General features: G+C 60.3%; 22 protein-coding genes and 2 pseudogenes. 22 read left to right on the top strand and 2 right to left on the bottom strand.

All coding sequences use genetic code 11. From position 1 onward, the window contains the following. The 10 genes and pseudogenes from NKH13_RS10275 to NKH13_RS10240 all read left to right on the top strand — a co-directional run bounded on the left by NKH13_RS10275 (position 1) and on the right by NKH13_RS10240 (position 13,016). Positions 1–1,089 carry an ABC transporter ATP-binding protein gene (locus tag NKH13_RS10275; protein WP_352716507.1) on the top strand — a complete coding sequence of 363 codons (1,089 nt, stop codon included), beginning with the start codon at positions 1–3 and terminating at the stop codon, positions 1,087–1,089. A gap of 461 nt (positions 1,090–1,550) precedes the next feature. After that, positions 1,551–2,645: an HlyD family secretion protein gene (locus NKH13_RS10270; protein WP_502909144.1), complete on the top strand. Its 1,095-nt coding sequence runs from the start codon at positions 1,551–1,553 to the stop codon at positions 2,643–2,645. After that, complete coding sequence (locus tag NKH13_RS10265; protein WP_352912442.1) at positions 2,642–4,222, top strand: MFS transporter; 1,581 nt, start codon at positions 2,642–2,644, stop codon at positions 4,220–4,222. Before NKH13_RS10270 ends, NKH13_RS10265 begins: the two co-directional genes overlap by 4 nt. Before the next feature lie 442 nt (positions 4,223–4,664). After that, the gene (locus tag NKH13_RS10260) at positions 4,665–8,483 is read left to right on the top strand and encodes a PAS domain-containing protein (protein WP_352912441.1); all 3,819 of its coding nucleotides are present in this window, start codon (positions 4,665–4,667) and stop codon (positions 8,481–8,483) included. A gap of 373 nt (positions 8,484–8,856) precedes the next feature. Next, a pseudogene (locus NKH13_RS10255) lies at positions 8,857–10,602 on the top strand (MASE1 domain-containing protein); the annotation flags it as partial. A gap of 30 nt (positions 10,603–10,632) precedes the next feature. Next, positions 10,633–10,809, top strand: a pseudogene (locus tag NKH13_RS35610) (histidine kinase dimerization/phospho-acceptor domain-containing protein); the annotation flags it as partial. Positions 10,810–10,896: 87 nt separating this feature from the next. Further along, a complete protein-coding gene (locus NKH13_RS35605; protein ID WP_502912364.1) occupies positions 10,897–11,292 on the top strand; it encodes a sensor histidine kinase in 396 nt (131 codons plus the stop codon). Continuing rightward, positions 11,289–11,930, top strand: a complete 642-nt coding sequence (locus NKH13_RS10250) for a response regulator transcription factor (protein ID WP_352716513.1) — start codon at positions 11,289–11,291, stop codon at positions 11,928–11,930. The genes NKH13_RS35605 and NKH13_RS10250 overlap by 4 nt, the downstream gene beginning before the upstream one ends. A 2-nt stretch (positions 11,931–11,932) precedes the next feature. Beyond that, a complete protein-coding gene (locus NKH13_RS10245) occupies positions 11,933–12,322 on the top strand; it encodes a response regulator (protein WP_352716514.1) in 390 nt (129 codons plus the stop codon). Further along, on the top strand, positions 12,312–13,016 hold the full coding sequence (locus NKH13_RS10240; RefSeq protein WP_352716516.1) for a response regulator transcription factor: 705 nt from the start codon (positions 12,312–12,314) through the stop codon (positions 13,014–13,016). Before NKH13_RS10245 ends, NKH13_RS10240 begins: the two co-directional genes overlap by 11 nt. A gap of 267 nt (positions 13,017–13,283) precedes the next feature. Here NKH13_RS10240 and NKH13_RS10235 read toward each other — a convergent pair whose 3' ends face one another. Next, complete coding sequence (locus NKH13_RS10235; RefSeq protein ID WP_352716518.1) at positions 13,284–14,249, bottom strand: alpha/beta fold hydrolase; 966 nt, start codon at positions 14,247–14,249, stop codon at positions 13,284–13,286. Between the two features lie 564 nt (positions 14,250–14,813). Here NKH13_RS10235 and NKH13_RS10230 point away from each other — a divergent pair. The 3 genes from NKH13_RS10230 (at position 14,814) to NKH13_RS10220 (ending at position 17,072) form a co-directional block, all read left to right on the top strand. Then, positions 14,814–15,797, top strand: coding sequence for an alpha/beta fold hydrolase (locus NKH13_RS10230; protein ID WP_352716753.1), 984 nt, complete (start codon positions 14,814–14,816; stop codon positions 15,795–15,797). 50 nt (positions 15,798–15,847) lie between these two features. Further along, a complete protein-coding gene (locus NKH13_RS10225; protein WP_352716520.1) occupies positions 15,848–16,210 on the top strand; it encodes a hypothetical protein in 363 nt (120 codons plus the stop codon). A gap of 112 nt (positions 16,211–16,322) precedes the next feature. Continuing rightward, the gene (locus tag NKH13_RS10220; RefSeq protein WP_352912465.1) at positions 16,323–17,072 is read left to right on the top strand and encodes a glucose 1-dehydrogenase; all 750 of its coding nucleotides are present in this window, start codon (positions 16,323–16,325) and stop codon (positions 17,070–17,072) included. A gap of 265 nt (positions 17,073–17,337) precedes the next feature. Here the strand turns inward: NKH13_RS10220 and NKH13_RS10215 are convergent, their stop codons facing one another. Beyond that, positions 17,338–17,565, bottom strand: coding sequence for a DUF680 domain-containing protein (locus NKH13_RS10215; protein ID WP_352716522.1), 228 nt, complete (start codon positions 17,563–17,565; stop codon positions 17,338–17,340). A 472-nt stretch (positions 17,566–18,037) separates the two neighbouring features. On the opposite strand from NKH13_RS10215, the gene NKH13_RS10210 reads away from it, so the two are divergent. The 9 genes from NKH13_RS10210 to NKH13_RS10170 all read left to right on the top strand — a co-directional run bounded on the left by NKH13_RS10210 (position 18,038) and on the right by NKH13_RS10170 (position 23,876). Next, positions 18,038–18,829, top strand: coding sequence for an alpha/beta fold hydrolase (locus NKH13_RS10210; RefSeq protein ID WP_352912440.1), 792 nt, complete (start codon positions 18,038–18,040; stop codon positions 18,827–18,829). 65 nt (positions 18,830–18,894) lie between these two features. Further along, on the top strand, positions 18,895–19,653 hold the full coding sequence (locus NKH13_RS10205; protein ID WP_352912439.1) for an SDR family oxidoreductase: 759 nt from the start codon (positions 18,895–18,897) through the stop codon (positions 19,651–19,653). 81 nt (positions 19,654–19,734) lie between these two features. Then, positions 19,735–20,136 carry a cupin domain-containing protein gene (locus tag NKH13_RS10200; protein ID WP_352716527.1) on the top strand — a complete coding sequence of 134 codons (402 nt, stop codon included), beginning with the start codon at positions 19,735–19,737 and terminating at the stop codon, positions 20,134–20,136. A 50-nt stretch (positions 20,137–20,186) separates the two neighbouring features. Further along, a complete protein-coding gene (locus tag NKH13_RS10195; RefSeq protein WP_352912437.1) occupies positions 20,187–20,834 on the top strand; it encodes an HD domain-containing protein in 648 nt (215 codons plus the stop codon). Between the two features lie 273 nt (positions 20,835–21,107). Next, positions 21,108–21,629 carry a carboxymuconolactone decarboxylase family protein gene (locus NKH13_RS10190; protein WP_023674208.1) on the top strand — a complete coding sequence of 174 codons (522 nt, stop codon included), beginning with the start codon at positions 21,108–21,110 and terminating at the stop codon, positions 21,627–21,629. 137 nt (positions 21,630–21,766) lie between these two features. Next, positions 21,767–22,204: a CBS domain-containing protein gene (locus tag NKH13_RS10185; protein WP_352483844.1), complete on the top strand. Its 438-nt coding sequence runs from the start codon at positions 21,767–21,769 to the stop codon at positions 22,202–22,204. A 128-nt stretch (positions 22,205–22,332) separates the two neighbouring features. Further along, complete coding sequence (locus tag NKH13_RS10180; RefSeq protein WP_352912435.1) at positions 22,333–23,067, top strand: sensor histidine kinase; 735 nt, start codon at positions 22,333–22,335, stop codon at positions 23,065–23,067. A 54-nt stretch (positions 23,068–23,121) separates the two neighbouring features. Beyond that, a complete protein-coding gene (locus NKH13_RS10175; protein ID WP_352716533.1) occupies positions 23,122–23,403 on the top strand; it encodes a GNAT family N-acetyltransferase in 282 nt (93 codons plus the stop codon). Positions 23,404–23,444: 41 nt separating this feature from the next. Then, on the top strand, positions 23,445–23,876 hold the full coding sequence (locus NKH13_RS10170; RefSeq protein WP_352912433.1) for a DUF1810 domain-containing protein: 432 nt from the start codon (positions 23,445–23,447) through the stop codon (positions 23,874–23,876). The last annotated feature ends 12 nt before the right edge of the window (positions 23,877–23,888 follow it).

The following is a 23,888-nucleotide window of genomic DNA, read 5'->3' as shown; positions in this document are numbered from 1 at the left end:
ATGGGACGGATAACGCTGACCAACATCGATCGCGCTTACGGCAAGATGAAGATCTTGCACGGCATCAATCTCGACGTCGGTGACGGCGAGATGCTGGTCCTCGTCGGCCCGTCGGGTTGCGGCAAGTCCACGCTGCTGCGGCTGATTGCCGGACTCGATCGGCCGACCGACGGCAAGATCGAGATCGACGGGGTCGACGTCACCAACGTTTCGGCCGCACAGCGCGGTCTGGCGATGGTGTTCCAGTCTTACGCGCTCTACCCGCACATGAGCGTGCGCCAGAACCTCGCCTTCGGGCTCGAAAACATCCGTATGCCGAAAGCCGAGATCGACGCGCGGATCACGGAAGCGACGCGCATGCTGGAAATTGCTCCCTATCTCGACCGCCGGCCCGGTCAATTGTCGGGCGGCCAGAAGCAGCGCGTGGCGATCGGCCGTGCGGTGGTGCGCAATCCGACCGCCTTTCTACTCGATGAACCGCTGTCCAACCTCGATGCCGAACTGCGCATCACCATGCGCGCTGAACTGGCGGGCCTGCACCGGCGGCTGGCAACCACGATGATCTACGTCACCCATGACCAGATCGAGGCGATGACGCTGGCGGACCGCATCGTGGTCATGCGCTCGGGGCGGATCGAACAGGTCGGCCGGCCGCTCGATCTCTACAACGCGCCGGCCAACCTGTTCGTCGCCGGCTTCATCGGCGCGCCGCGGATGAACCTGCTGCCGGTAAAGGTGCGTTCGGCAAGCGCTGGTGAGGTGCGTGTCGAAGGTCCGGGCGGGCTGTCGGCCTCGGTCGCGGCCGACGGGGTCGCGCTGAAACCGGGAGACGACGCGACGCTTGGCATCCGGCCACACGACATCCAACTTTCGGATGGCAGCAAGGGATCGGTGGAAGCGCGGGTAACGCTGGCCGAGGCGTTGGGACCGGAAACCGTTGTCCACGCCACCATTGCCGGCGACAGCAAACTCATCGCCGTTCTCAAGCAGCAGGGCGTTGAATCGCAAGGGCCGCCGATCAACCTCGCTCTGCCGCCGGAGCGCATGCATCTCTTCGATGCCGCCGGGCTGCGTGTCGCACCGCGTTAGCCGGCGGCAAGATAGCGGGTTGCTTTCATGAACCGTCGCAACTGCCGCACAGCGAACGCGTGTTGCGCGCTTGTCAAATAGGTGAACGTTAAGACAACCGAACTCTTCAAGAGGGCGCTCTCTGCGATCATTGCTGCCACGGTCTTCGGCAATACGGAGGTTCGCGCCGGCACGTTCGCGCGCCTGAGGAATCCGGCTGACTGATAATGCGACCTGTGCTGAGGTTCAGTACGAACCACCGATCAGGGCAGATGGGATGTTCGTCCGCGTGATAGCGGCGAGGCCGTGAAATCCGCGATCGTTCTGCAGTTCTGCTTTGTTGCAGAACCGCAGCTCGACGGAGACGTTCTCGTGAAACTGTACTGCGCACCGTGGGCTTCCAGCCTTGCCGAACATCTCGCTCTTCGGAAGACGGATACCTCCTTCGATAGCGAGCGCATCGACCGGGTGTCGAGGCAATCATGAGCCGAGCCCGCAAGATCGCAATTGCCATCGTTGCCCTTATGGTGATTCCAATGGCAGCTATTTGGAGCTGGCAATGGTTCACGAGGGGACGGTTCGAGGAAACGACCGATAATGCCTATCTCCGCGGAGACATTACCAGCATCGCTCCGAAGCTTGCCGGTTACGTCGTCGAAGTCGACATAGACGACAATGCCAGTGTGTCTAAGGGTGCTGTCCTGTTTCGCATCGACGACAGCGACTACAAGGCCAAGGCGGAGCAGGCGAAAGCCAACGTCGCCGCCCGGCAGGCGGAAATCGCCAACATCAAGGCAACTCGTGAACTGCAGGACGCATTGATCGCGCAGGCTGAGGCGCAGAAGCAATCTGCCGCAGCCGACCTGCAATTCGCCCGCGCCAACCTGAACCGCTACGTCACGCTGCAGAAGAACGGGACCGCAAGCGATCAGAAGCTGCAGGATGCGCAGGCCGGCCATGACAAGGCAAAGGCATCGCTGGACGGTGCAGAGGCCAATCTGCTGGCTCAAAAGTTGAAGCTCGGTGTCCTGGATGCACAATTGTCCGGTGCGCAGGCAGCCCTGTCGCAGGCACAGGCAGCGCTCGACCTGGCAATGCTCGACCTGGCCAACACCGTCGTGAGGGCCCCGGTCGACGGCATCGTCGGCAATCGCCAGATCCGTGTCGGCCGCTATGTCACCCCAGGGACGGCAGCCCTGGACATCGTTCCGGTTAACGATGTCTGGATCGTCGCCAACTTCAAGGAAACACAGCTGAGGCAGGTTGAGATCGGCCAACGCGTCCGCGTCATGGTTGATGAATATCCCGATCTGCAAATCGACGGCCTTGTCGACAGCTTCGCTCCCGGCAGCGGCGTGGCATTCAGCCTGCTTCCGCCGGACAATGCTACCGGCAACTTCATCCGCGTCGTCCAACGCGTGCCGGTCAAGATCAGGATGACGCGCAATCCGTTGCCCGGCCGCCTGGTTCCGGGACTCTCGGCTCGTGTTGCCATCACCGTCGGCACCAGGGATGCTCCGGCAGTAGCGCAGGAAATGCAGACAGGCGGGACCGCGGACGGGCGCTCAGCACAATGATGCACCTCGCCGAAACGGCGGCTGTGCAGCGCCATCCCGGCACCCTGCGCGCTTCCTTGATAGCAACCGGCGTCGTGCTGGCCGCCTTCATGGACGCGGTCGCATCCACCGCACTGTCCATCGGCCGGATCGACATGCTCGGCGACACCTACGCAACGTTGGACGAACTGGCGATGATCGACGTTGTTTTCATAGCGGCCAAGCTGACGGCGTTCCTTGTCGCTCCGCTTCTTGTGACGGCAGCCAGGCCGACCGCCTGCCTGCGCGCGGGGGTTGTCGCCCTTCTGCTGGCATCCGCGACCTTGACGTTGTCGGTGGACCTCACCTGGATTTGCATCTGCCGCATTGTGCAAGGGCTGGCCGGCGGCACAGTTCTCGTCGCTGGCCAGACACTACTGTTCTTTCGCTTCCCGCACCGGCATCAGCCCGTCGTTCAGGCGGTTTTTGCCGTAGGCGCCGTCATGGCTCCGACGACTGTCACGCCGGCCCTGCAGGGCTGGCTTGTCGACCATCTGACCTGGGAGTGGATATTCCTGAGCATCATTCCGCTCGGCATCGTCTCCCTTCTCCTTCTGGCGGCGGACGGCGATCGGACCTTTTGGCGGAAAACCAGGTTTCCTGCCGTCGAAATATTGTTGCTCGGCATCGGCGCCGCGCTTTTGACATACGTCCTGCTGCAAGGCAGCAGGTTCAACTGGTTCGACGACACCGACATCACCTTCCTTGCCGCAACCGGTGTGACGGCCGCCGGCCTTCTGGCCGTCTGGGAGACCCGCTTTCGTTCAGAAGGCTCACTGCTGGCCATCTCGCCCCTTGGCAATCCGGACTTTCGCTTCGGCCTTCTCGTCAGCTTCGTCGCCGGCTCTGCTCTTTCAGGCAGCGCCTATCTCATTCCGGCTTTTGCCCTCAACGTGCTCGATTTTACCGCCACGGGCGCAGGAGTGCTTCTGCTGCCCAGCGGAGCCATGCTCGCACTTGGACTTCTGTTGTCCGGCTTCGTCATCCAAAGGACCGGGATCCGCCCGATCACGCTTGCGCCATTTGGTATTCTCCTCTTCGCAGGCGCCATGTGGCTGCTGTCCGCTTCGACGAGCGGTAGCGGATCACCGGACCTGACCCTTGCTCTGCTGCTGCGAGGATTCGGCCTCGGCCTTCTGTTCGTGGCACTGACGCTGGTTACGCTGCAGCGCCTTGCCGCCAATGCGCTGCCGTTCGGCATCGGGCTGTTCAACTTCGGCAAGCAGGTGGGCGGTCTGACGGGCACAGCCCTCTTGCAAACGTATATTGATCACCAGAATGCCCACAATCGGACGATACTGGCGTCCCACCTCGTCAATGGCGATCCAGCCGTAGACCAGCGCTTGAGAGCCGCTGCGAACGCTCTGGCGAACAGTGTCGACAGCACTGCGGCGACCAAGGCCGCCCTGCCGCTGCTGCAGCGCGCGCTTGAGAAGCAGGCCGCCACGATCTCGTTCGACGAAGCTTTCTTCGCGCTCGTCCTGCTGTTCGCGGTCGCTGCGCCCTGTCTCATTGTCGCCAAACAATTGCTCGGCCGCCAAGCCGCTCCGCAGAACTAAAACCGCGTCCACGCCCTATACTTTGGAACAGATGTATTGGTCGGGAGAGGCTTCCAGATTATCTCATGAGCCGTGTCAACTGGACGAGATAGGGATGACGAATGCAGGGGTTTTTCCGGTTTCGCTCTGCAGCCAACGGAGAGGCAGGCGAGGGTCTTACCTGTCCGGCGCGCGCTTTCCAGCGGTGAGTGGCGCTGCCACTCTTTGATGCGTCATTCCAGTCGCTCCTTGCACGAGGCGATCGTTACGCGCGCAGGAGCATCCGGCCTTTTCCAGCTTCCGTAAAGGCGGCCGCAGCACCCACATTCCGTTTAATGCACGGATGTCCATGAGACGCGGGGGCATGGCGGTATTAGACTTGGGGCCGTGAGTTCGCCTGTCCAGATAGGGAACAAGTGCTATACGAAGCGCTGACAGTTCCTTTGTCCGGCAGGAGTAGCCCATGACAGCAGCGTCCAACTCACTTGACGAAACCGACTCCGAAGCATTGCGAGCGGCGCGGATCATCGAAAACGTGGTCGGTAACGCATGGGCGACCGACGCCGCCGGCAAATTCACCTACGTGACTCCGGCGGCGCTTTCGCTTCTTGGCATGACGTTGGAGGAACTCAATTCGCCTTCGGAAGAGGGCCGTTCTGGTTGGAAGCGGATAATCCATCCAGACGATTATGACGGCGCCGTCGCCACATGGCGTCGCTGTCTGCAATCAGGTGAGCATTACAATGTCGAGCACCGCATTTTGCGCCCGAGTGGTGCTTACGGTTGGGGGCGAAGTTCGGGACAGCCATTGCGCGACAGCCAAGGTCGTATCCATGCATGGTACGGTGCAGTGATCGACGGCGATGTTCCGTCCGTCGTCAGTAAGCGATTCGCGGATGTCGCCAATGCTGCGCTTGAGGAAAAAGCCGCGCCCGACGTACCGCATTCGCTGAAGGTTATTCATCCGGACGACCGGGCTGCGGCGGCTCATGCGGCCGCGCGCGCCTTCTGGACGGGCGTCCCACAAGTCACAAGACATCGGCAACTCAAGGCCGACGGTAACTATCGTTGGACCGAAACCCGCTCAGAGCCGGGGTACAGTGTAAGTGTCGATATCGACGATCTGGTGACAGACAGGGAGCCTCGGCCAACTACGACAGCGTCAGACCCGTCGGGCGAAAACGAAGCCGAAGCAATCCGGTCGGCGAGGGTCGTCGAGAGCATATTCGGCAACGGATGGGCATTCGATGCGGCCGGTAGGTGGATCTACCTGCACCCGTTTGCCCAGAATTCCCTCGGGGTGACGCTGGAGGATCTGAATGCTTCGTTGAAGGAGGGTCATACCGGCTGGAAGCGGTTGCTTCATCCGGATGACTATGACCAGATCGCCGCCGCATGGCGTCACTGCCTGGAGACCGGCGATCATTTTAATGTCGAGTTTCGCTTTCGGCGCGCGACCGGCATCTATGTCTGGGCTCGAACCGCGGCACGACCAGTGCGCGACAGTCAAAATCGTATCACGGGATGGTTTGGCATCGCGCTTGACATCGACGTTTACAAGAAAACCGTCGCGGCGTTGCGCTATCGGGAGCGTGAGCTCTCACAGCTCGTGGACATGGTTCCGAGCCACATCTGGCGGCTGGCTCCGGACGGCGAGCCGATTTTCTTCAACAAGCGCATGGTCGATTTCCTCGGCCTGAACGTAGCGGATGCGGACAAGCCGGGGATGAGTCGGCTGGAGGTGGTCATAGAGACAATCCATCCAGACGACGCAGCAGCGTTCCGAAACGCGCTCCACCATTGCCTCGCCACCGGCGAGCCCTTCTCTATGAGACATCGCCTGCGCCGCGCCGACGGCGTCTATCACTGGATGTCGAGCCGGGCGGACCCGATACGGGATCAGGACGGACGCATCGTCCAATGGTATGGCCTCTGTCTCGACATCGATGATGAGGTGCGCGCGCAAGAGGCGTTGCGCGATCGGGAGCGCGAGCTCTCGCAACTCGTGAACATGGTCCCGGTCCAGATCAGGCGTCTGACGCCGGACGGCGAGCCGACCTTCTTCAACAAGCGCTTGCTGGACTTTTTCGGTCTGGACGACGTAGCGGCTTTGGACAAGCCGGGCATGAGCCGGCTGGCTGCAGTCATAGGGACCCTCGTCCATCCCGATGATGCGGCTAACTTGCTGGAGACGGCCCGCCACTCCTTCGCCACCGGCGACCCCTTCTCCTTGAAGTATCGTATGCGTCGTGCGGACGGTGCGTATCGCTGGGTTGATGGTCGCGGGGAACCGCTGCGAGATCAAAGCGAAGCGATTGTGCAATGGTACGTAGTTTCCATCGACATCGACGATGAGATGCGCGCACAGGAAGCGCTGCGCGATCGGGAGCGGGAGCTCTCGCAACTCGTGGATATGGTTCCCAGCCTGCTCTGGCGGTTGAGCCCAGAGGGCGAGCCGACCTTCTTCAATAAGCGCCTGATAAATTTTCTCGGCATGGACATAGCAGACACAGACAAGCAGGGCATGAGCCGGCTGACAGCCGTCATAAAAGCCGCCGTCCATCCCGATGATGCGGACAGCCTTAGGGAAGCGCTCAACCATTCCCTCGTCACCGGCGAGCGCTTCTCCAAGAAGTATCGCCTGCGGCGTGCGGATGGCGTCTACCGCTGGGTGGAAGGCAGCGCGGAGCCACTGCGGGATGAGAGCGCACGCATCGTCCAGTGGTACGGCCTCTCACACGACGTCGATGATCAGCTGCGCGTCGAAGAGGCGCTGCGACGCAGCGAGCGGCAGCTTCAGCAGCTCATAGATACAGTGCCAATGCAGATCTGGTGCGTAACGCCAGGCGGCGAGCCAGCATACATTAACAAAACTATGGTGGACTATATCGGCCTGAAGCTGGAAGATTTTGATGCTCCAGGATTGCCGAGCGCCATTGAAACCATCGTCCATCCGGAGGACAGGGCCGTATTGCTGGGAGCTCTAACCCATTCCTTCAGCACGGGTGAACCGTTCGAGCTGAAGTTTCGTAACCGGCGATGGGACGGTGCATACCGCTGGACTGAGGGACGCGCGGATCCGCTCCGCGATGAGAGCGGTCGCACAATCCGGTGGTACGGCGCCAACGTCGACATCCACGATTTTGTAATTTCTCAGGAAGCGCTGCGAGAAAGGGAGCGCTCGCTCTGGCAACTCGTCGAAACCCTGCCCGTAATGATCGATTGCGCTGCGCCGGACGGCGAGCCGATGTATCGCAGCCAGCAGCTCCGCGAATTCCTCGGCTACGAACTTGAAGAATTGGATGATGCGGGAAAATCCCGGTTGGCCGGCACACTCGACGCCGGCGTTCATCCCGACGACGTCGCGGGAGTCAAGGAGCAGTACGCACATTCGTTGTCGACCGGCGAGCCATACTCGCGGAAGCACCGTCTACGGCGCTTCGATGGCGAATATCTCTGGGTCGACACGCGCGCGGCGCCGATGCGCAATGCCGAAGGCGCCATTGTGCAGTGGAATGTTATCTGCCTGGACATCGACGGTGAGGTTCGGGCGCAGGAGGAGCTGCGTCTGGCGCAAGAGCGACTTGCACGGGCGAGCCAGGCGGCAAGCCTCGCCGAGCTTTCGGCGTCTATCGCGCATGAGGTGAACCAGCCACTGGCAGCGATCGTGGCCAACTCACACGCCTGCTATCGTTGGCTGGCCGCCGATCCCCCGAACCTCGAGCGCGCGAAGATCACGGCCGAGCGCATCATCCGCGATGCTAACTCGGCGGCGGATGTCGTCAGCCGCATCCGCGCCTTGTTCAGGCCATCCCTTGAAATGAGAACCAGTATGCCGATCCCAAGTGTCATTGCCGAAGCGCGTGACCTCATGGCTGAGGAAGCCATGCGGCGTCGCGTTCGCATGGATGTCGACATCGAAAGCAACCTTCCGCTCGTCGTGTTCGATCGCGTCCAGATCCAGCAGGTTTTGGTCAATCTCATCCGCAACGGCGTGGACGCGATGGACGCCATTGCTGGCGACAAGGTTCTTGGGATACGCGTGCGCCGGATAGAGGACAAAATCCAGATCGATGTCAGCGACCGCGGCCCAGGAGTCGAACATCCTGACAAGATATTCGAGCCGTTCTTTACGACGAAAGGGAACGGAATGGGCATGGGGCTCGCGATCTCCCGTTCGATCATCGAGTCTCACGGCGGACGCCTTTGGGCGGAGAATAGCGTGCCGCGTGGGGCGACATTCATCTTCACCCTCCCGGCTGAAGCGAAAGCTGCGCAATAACTGGCGGCGCTCAGTAAGCGCTTGGTTTTTCGGCTCTCGGTGAAGGGGCGCCGCCGCCCCGTGCAATGCATGGATTTCCATGAGGTGCGGTTGGGGCGTGGCGGGATTAGGGTGGCGACGTGAGTCCGTCAGCCCAGTCCAGCTATCAAGAGCAAGTGCTACACGAAGCGCCGACAATCTCCAGAGTTTGTTTGTCCGTGAGGGGCACCCGATGACGACAGCGCCCAACTCACTTGGCGAGACCGATTCCAACGCAACGCGCGCGTTAACGCATGACTTGGACCGATCCGGACCGGGAAGTGGCCGACCTTTCGCGACGAATGAACCGGGCCTGATTCGCGGCAACATGAGCAGCGATCTTGAAAGAGGCAGGTTGTCGCGCGTCTGGTCGCACCGTCCCCAACTCTTGCATCTGGGGCTTTTTATTACGGCCTATGTCCTGGGCTGCGGATTCGCCCAGTCGCTCGCAATCATACCCGGAACAGGGATTTCCATTTGGCCTCCGAGCGGGCTGTTCATCGCTACACTTGTCTTCGCCTCCAGGTATAGCTGGCCGTGGTGGGTGCTGGGGGCCTGTCTGGCCGAACTGTTCAGCAACTTCTTGTGGTTCCACACTCCGCTGCCCGCGGCCTTCCTGATCTTTGCCGGCAACGCTCTTGAAGCGGTGGCCGGCGCATGGCTTGTGAACCAGACCTGCAAGCGCCCAGTTCGGCTGGAAACGTTGCGGGACGTTCTCGCATTCGTCGTACTGGCCGCTGGAATTGCGCCAGTTGCAAGCGCGACGGTGGGAAGTGCGGCGCTTGCGTGGTTTGGCATACAATCGCAAACCTTTGCGACGGCTTGGCCGCTGTGGTGGATCGGAGACGCGACGGGAGTCCTGATCGTAGCGCCACTGGCGCTGGTCGTGTTCCAGAACTGGCGCGGCAAGGCGCAGCTCTCGGCAGCGCGGTGGATGGAAGCTTGCGTCCTGGGGCTGATTTTTCTTGGTATCGCCGCCCTTTCCTTGAGCGGCTATCTGCCCTTCGCCTACATCATCATGCCGCCTCTTCTTTGGGCCGCAGTGCGCTTTGAGTTCAGAGGCGCCGCCGTAGCATTGGCCGTCCTCGCTCTGATCACGGCGGTATTCACGATATCCGGCGCCAGCCAATTTGCCGGCGATCCCGAGTCCCAGAAGCACAACCAGATCATGCTGCAGCTTTTTCTGGCCATCTCGGCATTTTCGGCGCTCGTCGTGGCCGCCATATCCCGGCAGCATCAGGCGGCGGTGCTCACCTTGCGTGAAAGCCTTGAGGCATTGGGCGACCGGGAGCGGGAGCTCTCGCAGCTTGTCGACATGGTTCCGAGCCACGTTTGGCGCCTGACGCCGGACGGCGAGCCGACCTTTTTCAACAAGCGAATGGTCGACTTTCTCCGCCTCGACGTAACGGATTTGGACAAACAGGGCATCAGCCGGCTGGCGGCGATGATAGCGTCCACCGTCCATCCGGACGACGCAGCAGCATTCGGCGATACGCTCAGTCACTGCCTTGCCACCGGTGAGCGCTTCTCCATGAGGTATCGCCTGCGCCGCGCCGATGGCGTCTATCACTGGATGTCGAGCCGGGCAGAGCCGATGCGCGATCACGCTGGCCTGATCGTCCAGTGGTACGGCCTCTGTCACGACATAGACGATCAGATGCAAGCCGAAGAGGCGCTGCGGCGGAGCGAATTGCAGCTTCAGCAGATGATCGACGCTGTGCCGGTCCGCATCTGGAGCGCGGTGCCGACCGGCGGGCCGGTCTACTTCAACAAGCGATACCAGGACCATTTCCGCTCCGTGATCGCCAATTTCGAAACGCTCGGAGAGCCGCGCATCGAGGAATTGCTGCAAGAACTGGTTCATCCCGAAGATGCTCCCGAGGTGCTGCGCACGTTGCTGACCTGTTTCGAAACAGGCGGCGGTTCCGCGATGCGGTTTCGCTGGCGCGAAACAGATGGCTATCGCTGGGCGGAGTGCAGGGTCGAGCCGCGGCGTGATGAGGACGGGGCGGTCGTGCAATGGTACGGGGTTTCCCTCGACATCGACGAAGAGGTGCGCGCCCAGGAAGCGCTGCGACAAGCCTCCGACAAACTCGCGCAAGCCACTCAGGCTGCAAGTCTCGCCGAGCTTTCCGCTTCGATCGCGCACGAGGTGAATCAGCCGCTGGCCGCGATCGTCGCCAATTCCCATGCATGCCACCGTTGGCTGTCCGCCGCCCCGCCGAACGTCGAACGCGCGAAGATCACGGCCGAGCGCATAATCCGGGACGCCAATTCGGCGGCGGACGTCGTCGGCCGCATCCGCGCGCTGTTCAAGCAATCCACAGAGACGAGGACCAATGCGACGCTCAGCAGTGTCATCGCAGAGGCACGCGACCTCGTGGCCGAGGAAGCGATGCGGCGGGGCGTTCGCATCAGTGTTGATGTCGGAAGCGACATTCCGCTAGTCGCGTTCGATCGCGTCCAAATCCAGCAGGTTCTGGTCAATCTCATCCGCAACGGCATGGAGGCGATGGACTCTGGTGCGGACGACGGAGCTATCAGCATCCGCGTGCGCCATATCGGGGATGTTGTCCAGACCGAAGTCAGCGATCGCGGCCGGGGCGTCGAGTTTCCCGACCGGATATTCGAACCGTTCTTTACCACGAAAGAGCAAGGGATGGGCATGGGACTGGCGATCTGCCGTTCGATCATCGAGTCGCATAGCGGGCGTTTATGGGTCGAGAAGAACGAACCACGTGGAGCGACGTTTATCTTCACGTTGCCGATTGAAGCGAAAGCAGCGTCATGATGACGGACGGCCAAATTGTCTTCATCGTAGATGACGATGAACGCATCCGGGAGGCGCTCAGTGAGCTGCTGGCTGCGCACGGCATGCGTGCCGTAGCGTTCGGATCGGCGGGCGATTATATCCGCGCTGACAAGCCGGACGTCCCCGCCTGCCTCATCCTCGATATCGAGCTGCCGGATATTAACGGCCTCGATCTGCAGCGGCAGATTGCCGAGGGCGATCATCCGCCGATCGTTTTCCTGACGGGACATGGCGATATCCCGTCCTCCGTGCGTGCGATCAAGCACGGCGCCGTAGATTTCCTGACTAAGCCCTTCAGTGATGCGGACCTCATGGCCGCAATCCATGCAGCGATCGCCCTGGATCGGGCACAGCGATCGGAGCGCGCCGAGCTGGGCGTGTTGAAGCAACGTTATCTCGAACTGACGCCGCGCGAACGTGAGGTGCTGCCGCTGGTGGTCAGCGGCCTGCTCAACAAGCAGGCGGCCGCTGAACTGGGGATCAGCGAAGTTACGCTGGAAATTCATAGAAGGAACGTCATGCAGAAGATGGTCGCGGCGTCGCTCGCCGACCTCGTGCGCATCGCCGAGCGATTGGGAATACCGATCACGCACTCGCGCCGGGCAGGGGGGAGCTGAGCGTGGGCAAGCGGAGGCCTGTCGTGGCGATTGTCGACGATGACCCAAGACTGCTCGAGTCGCTGGAGGACCTTCTGGAGTCCGCCGGCTATGTGGCCCGCAGCTTCTCATCGGCGAGGTCGTTGCTGGTCAGCGGCCTGTCTGGATTGGACATGCTTATCACCGACATCGGGATGCCCGGCATGGACGGCTTTGAACTTCGCGACTTGGTCAAGAAGGCGCGTCCGGATCTGCCTGTGTTCCTGATCACCGGCCGCCACGAGATAGTGGATCAGCACCGCGCCAAGGGCATTGGCAGGCTTTTCCGCAAGCCGTTCGATGGCCAGGCACTGCTTGCGGCGATCGGCGACGCTTTACGCAACCCAGAAACGGAGGCTAAACATGAGAGTTGACCAATTGCCCTTACGGAGATCGACGCCGTCATCACAGCAGCGGCGGGCTGAAGCCGAGCAGCCGCTGGTCATTATTGTCGATGATGATGCCTCTGTTCGGGAGGCGCTGTCTGAATTGATCCTGTCGGCGGGTTTTCTGCCGGTGTGCTTTACCTCGACCCGTGAATTGCTTGACGCCGACGTGTTGGAGAGCCCCGGCTGCTTGATCCTCGACGTGCGCATGCCAGGGACGAGCGGTCTCGATCTGCAGCACCATCTTGCGAAAAACGGCAACCCCAAACCCATCATCTTCCTGACCGGGCATGGCGACATCCCGATGACTGTCCAGGCGATGAAGGCCGGCGCCGTGGACTTTCTGACCAAACCGGTGCGGGATCAGACGCTGCTTGACGCCGTGATCGCGGGCATTGCGGTGGACGCCAAGCGGCGGGCGGATGCGGTGATCGTCAAGCGCAACATCGAGCGCGTCGAGACGCTGACGCCGCGCGAGCGCGAGGTTCTGCGAGAAGTGGCGCGCGGACGCCTCAACAAGCAGATCGCCTTCGACCTCGGCATCAGTGAAGTGACCGTCAAGCTTCACCGCGGCAATGTCATGCGCAAGATGGAAGCTGCTTCCATCGGTGAGCTAATCCGGGCGTGGGAAACGCTGCCCCCGCCGATGCGCGAGGCCGGCGCGGCCAAGACTTTCGAATAGGGCCGAACCATGCCTCCGTCCGATAGGATCGCCCGGCGGCGGGCGCTTCTTCGCTAAGAAAAGCTTGCCCAGGACGATCCGGACTCAGGAAAACCTTTATAGAGCTTAGAGCGATAACCGCCGCGTGTAATCTGATGTTGACGCTGCACAGCCAAGCTTCTGCCGCGCATCCCCCGCTAGCAGCGACGCATTGGGAAAGCTTTGGAGCGGCCGTATCTCCATCACGACGACTATCGCTAATGCTGTGCCTTCAGGCATCAGCGAAGCTTAGTATGCTGGCGGCAGGAACTCGATCAGGGCCTTGGTGACGGCGGCTGGCTGCTCCTCCGGAACCCAGTGACCTGAGCCCTCGACTACTACGGCGCGTACGTTTTCGGCGACGTGGCGGAGATGGTCTTCGTACATCGATCCCAAGCCACCTGAGCCGCTTATTCCGAGTACCGGCATCGTTAGCTTGTGTTTTGCAAAGGCCTTGTTCTGCTCTTCGTCACGGGGAAAAGCCCGGTAGTACTCGAAGCCTGCGCGCAATGCGCCAGGCTGGGCATAGGAACGCCCGTAGACTTCGTCGGCTTCGTTGTCGAACGCGCAAGCATTTACCCCCTCTGCATTGTGAAACCACTTTAAATACTCAAGCTCGCGACCGGCAATGAGCATTTCCGGTACGTCGCGTACGGAATGGAAGCGAAAATGCCAAGTGCGAGGGCCTTGGATCAATTCGTTCCATGGTTCGATGCCTGGCAGTGGGACGTCAAGGATGGCCAATGTGGCGACTTCCTCTGGGTGCTGCGCCGCATAGGAATAAACCACCATGCCACCCATATCGTGGCCGACAAGATTGACGACCGGACCAAGGTTCAACTGATTGACGAGTGCGTGAATATCCTCGGCAATCGACGCCTTTTCGTAGCCGGCCGCAGGCTTGGCAGTGTCCCCCAAACCGCGCAAATCGGGCGCAAGTACAGTGTAACCGCGCGCCACCAGTTGTGGCATTACAAAGCGCCACATGTATGAGGTCGTGCCCCAACCATGCAACAACACAACAGTTTTCGGGCCGCCTACCGCCAGCAAATAGTGGTAGACCACACCGTTAACGTCGGCCTTGCCGTCGACGATACGTGCCGACAGGTCAGTCGATTGTCCGAGCGGCACGTCTGAGCGCGAAGCGTTGGCAGAAGTCGATGGTCCAGCAGCAAGGACCGCAATGAGGAAACCAGAAAGAAAGCTAAGGCGCATTAAAGCACTCCGGGATTGTGAGGTCCAAAGGGCTCCAAGAGCGGCAAATGCCGCTTAATGTCTATAAAACGAAAGCTAGCAGATCTTTGGCCCGATACTAACACGCAGTATACATAAGTATATACGCCTCTAACCGGCGGTGAGTTGATTCCTCAATATAAGGACCACATTGGCGAATCTTGTCGCGGTCCGTTCGGGCGGTGACTTGCTCGTGATCAGCCGCTTCTCGTTTTGAGAAGCGGATCCTCATACGGATTGATAGGTTCTGTTTGTAGCGGCCGCCGCACGAGCGGCGGGTCGCGCACGACACTAACGTCATGGCAATTTTAGCCCCACCTCGGCGACAGCTCCAGGACCTCGGCGTGCCTGCCCTGCACCTTGGCATCGTATGACAGATGCTTCCGTAGAATAGGTTCGCGGCCCGGATCGGTGCATCCTGTTCCTCGCAAGCCATCACGACCGTCGCGTTTCCACCGCTCCTCGCTCGCTCCTCCCCGAACGCGACCGCACAGGCCGACTCGACGGTCGTGATGGTGAGCAGGAGTTCACAGCACATGGATGGACATGATGAACAAAGACGGACTTTTCTCCGCCGGCGGATCTCGCCGCGATGTCTTGTTGGCCGGCCTGATCGCCACTGTCGCCGCCGGACTGCCCCGCGCTGCTTCGGCCGCGAGCCGAAAACAAAACCTTTCCTCTTCCCCCTCAATCAAAGGAACCAAGACGATGAGCACCATCACGACCAAGGACGGCACCGAAATCTACTACAAGGATTGGGGCAAGGGTCCTGTCGTCACGTTCTCGCATGGCTGGCCGCTGAATTCCGACGCCTGGGACAGCCAGATGCTCTTTCTTGCCCATAACGGCTTCCGCGTGGTTGCGCATGACCGGCGCGGCCATGGCCGATCGAGCCAGGCCACGTCCGGCAACGACATGAACGGCTATGCCGACGACCTTGCAGCCGTGATCGAGGCGCTGGATCTCCGGGACGCTACGTTGGTCGGCCATTCCACCGGAGGAGGCGAGGTTGCTCGCTATATCGGACGGCACGGGACGAAGCGGGTGGCCAAGGCTGTTCTTATCGCCGCTGTTCCGCCGATCATGGTGAAAACGCCGGCCAATCCGGAAGGTCTGCCGATCGAGGTATTCGACGGCATAAGGGCTGGCCTCGTCAAGGATCGTTCGCAGTATTACCGGGACCTCGCACCGTTGTTTTATGGCGCGAACAGGCCGGGCGCCAAGGTTTCCCAGGGGATTCTGGATCAGTTCTGGCTCTGGAGCATGCAGGCGGGTCTCGTCAATGCGTACGAAAGCGTCAAGGCGTTCTCCGAGACCGATTTCACCGAGGATCTCAAGAAGTTCGACGTACCAACCCTGGTCCTGCATGGCGAGGACGATCAGATCGTCCCCGTCAAGGACTCGGCAGTCAAGTCGGCCCGATTGATCAAAGGCGCAAAGGATATCTATTACCCCGGCGCGCCCCACGGGATCACGGCCACGCACCAGGATCAGGTCAATGCTGACCTGCTCGCCTTCATCAAAGGATAGCACGCCCTCAGTCACGACCGCATGTTGTCCGCAATTCCTTGGAGCCGCCGATGACCACCTTTGGCAATGTTTCGCGCGCCCTGAACCGCATTTCGGGTGGCGCGCCAGGTCAAACCTTGTGCGCTCGCATAGCCGAGCGGTGGCCTGAATGCTGGTTCTGCCGGCTCATGTCCCGGATTGTGGAACCGAACCACTGCGCCATCGAGTTGGAGCGCTGGCAAAGGCGCGAAACATATGCTGCGCCACGGCTGCCATTCGGGCAATTGCGCCTGTGCAGCACGGAGGCGATCACCGGCGTTCGACACTACGTCGCGCTGTCGGGGGTCGCCGCCGCGCGCTTGTTCTGCCTTGAAGGCCAAAGCGCTCTCCAAGACGTCAAACTGGCTAAGCGCCGGGAGTTTATCAATCGGTAGCCGTTTGCGATTGCCGCTCATTTTGGCGGTCTCAATTCGGCGTGAAATTTTCTTGGCCAGCAGTTGCGACTATCGCAGCAGCACCGGCACAATTTTCGAAGGCAGGAACGACATGGGCGCACTATCAGGCAAGATCGCGGTGGTCACCGGCGGAAACAGCGGGATCGGACTATCGGCTGCAAAAATCTTTCCGGCCGAGGGCGCGCAAGTCGTCATTACCGGCCGTCGGCGGCAGGCGGTCGAGGAAGCGGTCGCACAGATCGGGGCAGGCGCGCTGGGCAGTCAGGGAAATGTGGCCGACGTGTCGCACCATGACGAGGTAGCGCAGCAGATCCGCCAGAGGTTCGGGGCGCTCGACATCTATATGGCGAACGCCGGCATAAACACCATCACGCACTCGGCCGACGTCTCCGAGGCAGAATATGATGCGCAATTTGCCGTCAACACGCGAGGCGTCTTCTTCGGCGTCCAGAAGCTGATTCCGATCATGCGGAACGGCGGCGCAATCATCCTCACAGGCTCGCTGGCCAGCGAGAAGGTTCTGGACGGTCATGCTGTTTACGCGGGCTCGAAGGCGGCCATAAATGCCTTTGCGCGCAGTTGGGCGATAGAACTGAAGTCTCGCGGCATCCGGGTCAACGTGCTCAGCCCAGGTCCGGTGGATACGGCTATTCTCGATAAGCTAGGCATACCGTTTGAGCAGCGCGGGCCGTTTGAAAAGGCGATGGCCGAGGCAATACCCCTGGGCCGGATGGGGCAGCCGGAAGAGCTGGCAAAAGCCGCCCTGTTCCTTGCCTCGGACGCGAGCAGTTTCGTCACGGGCATCAATCTGCGGGTCGACGGCGGGATGGCAGTGCTCTGAGCCACGACTGCGATGTCGTCGCGCCAATAGACGGCCGAATAATGCCTAAGCAATCGGTCTTCCTCACGAAAATTTTCCGGGAAGCTGCCGCACGAGTCGCGCCAAATAGGTCGGAGGCGAGACGTTCCGTCGACGTGGTGCAAATTGAGCCACGTAAGCGGCAAGTCGCATTGCAGGGATCGACGCGCAAGAGAGAAGTCGGCTCGCCGATACGGCGGAAGGACCGAGGTCTCGCCCCGGTCCTTCAATTTTCTGTAGGTCGGGATCAGTGACCCCAGATGCCCTGGCCATATTCATCGTTGGGAGCAGTCGGCTTGCGTACGGTTTTCGGCACCCCGATATCGTTGTTCATTTTTTGGATCGAGGATGTATACATGTTGTCAGACGCAGTCGCAGGCTGCTGGGCTCCATTTGATCCATAGTGGTCGCTTCCGGCAATGGCGCTACCTGCTGTAATAACAAGCGCGGCGACAGCAAGGACTGTCATTTTCATTTCAGTAACTCTATTGGTAGCTTGGATGGTATTCACCCATACAAATATAGATGCCGTGACGCAGCGACACGATCAGACGGTCCGGCTGTTTGACCCATACGAACGCATTGGGCGATGCGGGCCGAAGGCCAGGGACTATGTCGTCTGCGAGAGGAGGCTTTGCCGCCATGTTCGATCCGGCCGGCTCACCAGCGCTCAACGGATCGACCGCGCCAGGTTCTCGCCACGGCGGCAGCGGCGTCTTGCAAACACAACTCTCTGGCCGCGCGCCCTCAGTGTCTGTTCCGGCGACTGCCGACAATGCACACCCGGCATAGATACCCTCAATCATGCTGCAGGGCACCTGATCTCCCTGGTGACCTACCCTGCACCTTGGCATTGTATGACAGACCCTTCCGCACAATAGGTTGGCGGGCCGCGTCGGCGCATTCTCCTGAGCATTGGTCACCACAGGCCACACGGGAGAAAGCAAATGCGAAACATAACTCGAGTCCTGGCGCTCACCGCGGCGCTTGCCGCGTCGGGCGGCGGGATGGCGCAGGCCGCGAATTCTCAGCCCAAGCCGACGATCGTACTGGTGCACGGCGCCTTCGCGGAATCGTCGAGCTGGGACGCAGTCATCACCAAGCTCAGCAAAGACGGTTATGTAGCGATAGCCGCAGCTAATCCGCTCCGCGGCGTTGCCAGCGATGCGAAAGCAGTCTCAGCCATCGTCCGGTCGGTTTCCGGGCCAGTTGTGCTGGTGGGGCATTCCTACGGCGGGCCTGTCATCACCGAGGCCGCCAATGGCAATCCCAATGTAAAGGCCTTGGTCTACGTGGCGGGTTTCGCGCCGGATACCGGCGAATCGAGCCTTACGTTGTCCAGCATGTTTCCCGGCAGCACCTTGGGGAGCGCGCTTGCTCCAGTCGCGTTGCCGGACGGCGGACAAGACCTCTTCATCGAGCCGGCCAAGTTCCGCGCCCAGTTCGCCGCCGACGTTCCGCAAGAGCAGACTTTGCTGATGGCTGCCACTCAACGCCCTGTTGCGCAGGCAGCTCTGGCAGAAGCCTCGGGCGTCGCCTCATGGAAGACGCTGCCGTCCTACATGATCTACGGCTCGGATGACCGGAACATCCCGGCAGCCGTCATGAGCTTCATGGCCAAGCGTGCGCACGCGGTAAAGACCGTCGTCATCGAGGGTGCGTCCCACGCGCTCATGGTTTCGCATCCCGACGAGGTCACGTCACTCATCGAGGATGCTTCTGCGTCGGTCAGTCAGTAGCAGGCTGGAAGCGCCTGCATCCGATCGAGCAACGAAAATAGACACGCAACACCAGGAGACTAGACATGAAGATCGTCGTCATCGGCGGAACCGGACTGATCGGTTCAAAGACCGTGGAGAGACTGCGAAACAAAGGACACGACGTGCTTGCGGCGTCGCCGAATTCGGGCGTCAACACCGTTACGGGACAGGGTCTGGCCGCCGCGCTTGCCGGTGCGCAGGTCGTCGTCGACCTCGCGAACTCGCCGTCGTTCGAGGAAAAGGCTGCCCTGGAGTTCTTCGAGGCATCCGGGCGTAATCTTTTTGCGGCCGAAACGGCCGCCGGCGTCCGTCATCACGTGGCGCTGTCGGTCGTCGGTACCGACCGACTGCAGGGCATGGGCTATTTCCGCGGCAAGTTGCTTCAGGAAAAGCTGATCAGGGAGTCCGGAATTCCCTACACCATCGTTCACGCCACTCAGTTCTTCGAATTCACCGCCGCCATCGCAAACACGGGCGCCGTCGGGGATACCATTCATATGTCGCCGGCCTACTTCCAACCCATGGCGGCTGATAATGTTGCCGACGCGATGGCGGACGTCGCGCTTGCCGCGCCGTTGAACGGCATGATCGAAATTGCCGGTCCGGAGCGTGTTCGCATGAGCGAACTTGTCGAGCGCTTCCTGAAGGCCACCAACGATCCCCGTAAAGTCGTCGCGGATCCTGGTGCTCTCTACTACGGCCAAGTGGCAATCGACGATCGAACGCTTATGCCCGGCGACAACGCGCGCATCGGCGCCGTGCGTTTCGATGATTGGCTCAGCCGATACACGCCGCCGAAATAAGCAAACAAAAGCGAACGCCGATCCTCTGATCCATCAGATCAGCACTCTCTTACCATTCGTATTTCAACAAGGAGACCAGACATGATCAAAACACTTCTCTGCGCGGCGGCGCTCACCGCCGCTTCTGTCACTGCAGCGATGGCCGATGACGCAAGCGTGAAGCTTGTCTACGACCAGGCTCTTCCAAACGTGCCCGGCAAGAGTATGAAAGCCGTGCTGGTCGAATACGAGCCGGGCGGAACATCGCCGGCCCACACCCATCCCAACTCCGCGTTCATTTACGCGACGGTCCTAGAGGGAGCTATGCGAAGCCAGGTCAACGATGGCCCGGTGACGACCTATCGCGCCGGCGAAAGTTTCTCGGAATTTCCGGGCGATCGTCATGCCGTCAGCGAAAACGCCAGCAAGACCGAACGTGCCCGCCTGCTTGCTATTTTCGTCGTTGACACCAGCGAGACGGAACTGACGACGAACGCGAAATGAAATCGTAGCCGCCGGGACCATCGGGGCGTATGCGAAGGGACGTCAGTGACATGAATTCGATCGCCAGCCGCACACTTGCGGGGATTTCGGTCCCCGATACACCGCTTGTTGGCCGAGCGATCGAACATGCCCGCCAGCGATGTGAACCCTACTTGTTCAACCACGTGGTCCGATCCTGGCTTTTCGCGGCCCGGATCGGACAGATTCAGAGTATCCAGCACGACGCGGAGGTTGTTGCCGTTGCAACCCTGTTGCATGACGTCACGCTCAATGAGGACTTCGCCGGGCCGCGCCGCTTCGAAGTGGAAGGCGCCGATCTTGCCCGCACCTTCGTTCGGGAAGGCGGCTTCGACGAGCGGCGCGCCCAATTGATCTGGGACAGCGTCGCCCTCAACTCGACGCCATCGATCGGCCTTTACAAGGAGGCTGAGGTGGCGCTGTGCACAGCCGGCATCTGCCTCGATGTCGTCGGCTTGCAATACAGCCTCGTTTCGTCAGCTGAGATTGCAAAGATCGTTGGCGAATTTCCGCGCCTCGGGATGAAGCGGCGGATGACGCGATGCTTTTGCCATATCGCCGAGATCAGGCCCGAAACCACCTACGACAACTTTGCCCGGGACTTCGGCGAGCGCTTTGTCTCCGGCTACAAGGCGCCTTCAGCAGTTGATCTTGTGATGAACACTCCCTTCGAAGAGTGAGGGCAGTTTCGATCCAGGTCTCTCGATCGAGGCCGGCCAGCTCAGCCGAGCCCTTCATATGACCCAAACGCTGTGCGCCTGTCGCATGCCTGCGGCAAAGCGAATTGCCGAGGGCAGCGTTCAGGGTGCCAATTTCCACCGCTTACTATACTTCGGTTTAGGCGCCCCAAACCAATCGAGTGGCAATACATATCATCGGCAGGATAGCAACAGTTTGGCTCACCGGTCATCCTTATGCTGCAATGGATTGCAAACACCTCAAGGAGATAAGTAATGAATATTGCAGCGTCACCGGTCGCTCCGAAAGGAAAAGCTGTCGCCCAACGCGCGAGTTATGCGGAGCAGTCGCCAGAACTTCTGAAGAAATTTATTGAATTTCTTGGTGCGACGCGAGAGGGGTCGATCGAAGAGCCGATCCGCGACCTTGTTGCAGTCCGAGCCGCGCAGCTGAACGGGTGCACCTTCTGCCTCGATATGCACGTCAAACAGGCGAAGATCCATGGCGAGCGCGAACTGCGCCTTTACCACCTGGCAGCCTGGCGGGATTCGACCTTGTTCGTTCCTCGCGAGCGTGCAGCCTTGGCATGGACGGAAGTCTTGACCAAGCTGCCCGAGCAGGGTGTCCCGGACGAGATCTACGATCGGGTCAGGTCGCAGCTTTCCGAGAAGGAGATTTCCGATCTGACCTTCGTTGTCATGGCGGTCAATTCTTGGAATCGTCTGAACATCGGCTTCAAACCCGTCCCGGGCTCGGGGGATGCGAAGTTTGGCCTGAGCAAAGCAGCACTAAGCTAATCTTTGGAATGGGTCAGAATGGCGCTTGTTTGGGCGCCATTCTGACGGCCAGGCAGGGGCGCCGACCTCGGCGACCAAACCCTGGAACCGATCCCAGCCTCCCGGCCGCGGCCGCGAGGCGCTCTCAGGAGGGCGTCATGCGCATTGACAGTCTGCATCCAGTAATATCGGCCCGTCTCATGGTGATCGATGTCGACGCTCCACTCCGCAGTGCAGCACTCTCACTTTCCAGGCCCGCAATAGGCCTGGTCGTGGTGTGCCACGGCAGTGGGGAGGCGGCAGGCGTGCTGAGCAAGTCCGACCTTGTCCGCCATCTGGCGAATTCAGGGCCAACAGAAGCGCCGATTGCGGCATTGATGAGCCGGTCCATCGTGTCCTGTGGTCCCGACGATGATCTTCATTCAGTCTGGCAGACCATGGCCGCGCAAGGCCTGCAGAATGTGCCGGTGCTCGGGGCTGACTCGAAACCACTAGGCGTCCTCGATATCCGTGATGCGATGAAGGCGCTCTTCAAACAAGAGGAACTGCAGGAACGGCTGCTTGCCAACTATATCAGCGGGATCGGCTATCAATAGATCATGGTCTCGCGATTGAATATACATAAGGATGTGTTGGAGTCGTCTTAGATATAATAGACAATAAATGCCGTAAATTATAGCGTATTGAAGCAAATAGGTCTCGACTAAGCCAACGGGGGAATGAAATGTTTCGTCCGGACATAAAAGAGGATGTCTTCGACAGCCCGCCCGATGGTCCTGGAAGTGGTATGTCCGTGCAAATGTCGACCGCCGGCATTGTCCATGACCTGGGCAATCTCATTCAGGTCGCCTCGTCGGCGTTGAACCACCTGGCCCGCGATCCGAGCATCCAAGCGGCTCCGGCGCTTGGGCCTGTAATTGCCGGCGCCAAAACGGCTTTGGAACGGGCTGGGGGCCTTGTCCGGCAAACCATCAGCCTGGCCCGAGAGAGCCGCGCGGAAATCGAATGCACAAACGTAGGTGCTTGCCTGGCTGAGATCGAAACCCTCGTGCGGAGCGCCTTGGATGCCAATTTCGGTCTTGAGCTTCGGGTTGGGTCCGACCTGCCTTTGGTGAGATGCGATCGCTTTGGATTGCAAAATGCGGTTCTGAATCTTCTGTTCAACGCCCGCGATGCAATGCCTGACGGCGGTTTCATCTCGATCGATGCCGGCTTGGCCTCTGAAAGCTCTACCGCCGGTCAGGTAGATATCCGTGTCGCGGACAACGGTATCGGGATGACCAGCGAGACAATGGTCTGCGCCTTCGATCCGTTCTTCACCACCAAAAGCGAAGGCCTCGGCGGCGTCGGTTTGCCGATGGTGAAGCGCTTTGCCGAGCAGTCAGGCGGAAGCATCGATATTCAGAGCACGCTTGGGGCAGGCACGACCGTCACTCTGCGGTTGCCTGCGGTGCGATAGCGGCCGGCCAATCTCCCTCCGGTGACAGACGTGACATACAATCGAGAGATAAAGATGGATGCACAAGTCGTTGAAAACGTCCAACAGCACCGTTTCGAGCTGCCGATCGCCGGCGATATGTTTGCGGCGGCCTATTATCGGCTCGAAGGCGGGAAGGTCGCGCTGATACACACCGAAGTCCCGTCGGAATTTTCCGGACAAGGGATCGCGTCGCGATTGGCCCAAGGGACCTTCGAACTGCTCCGCAAAACCGGCCGTAAAGCGATCTTGAAATGTCCCTTCATGAGCCGTTTTTTCGCCAAGCACCCGGACTACGCGGATGTCGTCGACGGCTAGTCAGGGCACGAATGTTGAGGGTTTCCCAGGGATCCATCCAAATGCACGACGAGTATGATTTGCAGAGGTTCGTCAGCGCACAGGATCCGGTCTACGACGACGCGCTGGCTATTCTCCGTCAAGGAATGATGTGCACTCCCTACATGGAGTTCATCTTTCCAAGGTTGGCCACCAGGCGAAGCGGTACTGCGCCTGAGCCATATGCAATCGCATCGCTCGACGAGGCCAGCGCCTATCTCTCATTTCCGATTCTCGGAGGCCGTTATCGGGAATGCGTTGGCACCCTGCAGCGGCTCTCCGGCCTAAGCGCTCGCGCAGCCTTCGGTGAGGTTGATGCGAAGAAGTTGCACGCGTCTCTCACGCTGTTTTCCGAAGCAAGCAACGACGAGTTCCTGCTCGAGACAATCTTCGACGTCTGGTTCGACGGTTTGCTCGATGAGGAAACGATGAACGATCTCTACTTGATGTCCTAGTGGTCTGCCTGC

The organism is Mesorhizobium sp. M1348 (assembly GCF_040317925.1).
Classification (GTDB): domain Bacteria; phylum Pseudomonadota; class Alphaproteobacteria; order Rhizobiales; family Rhizobiaceae; genus Mesorhizobium.
Note: the sequence above shows the minus strand (reverse complement) of the source record. Positions and strands in the feature narration are given on the sequence as shown.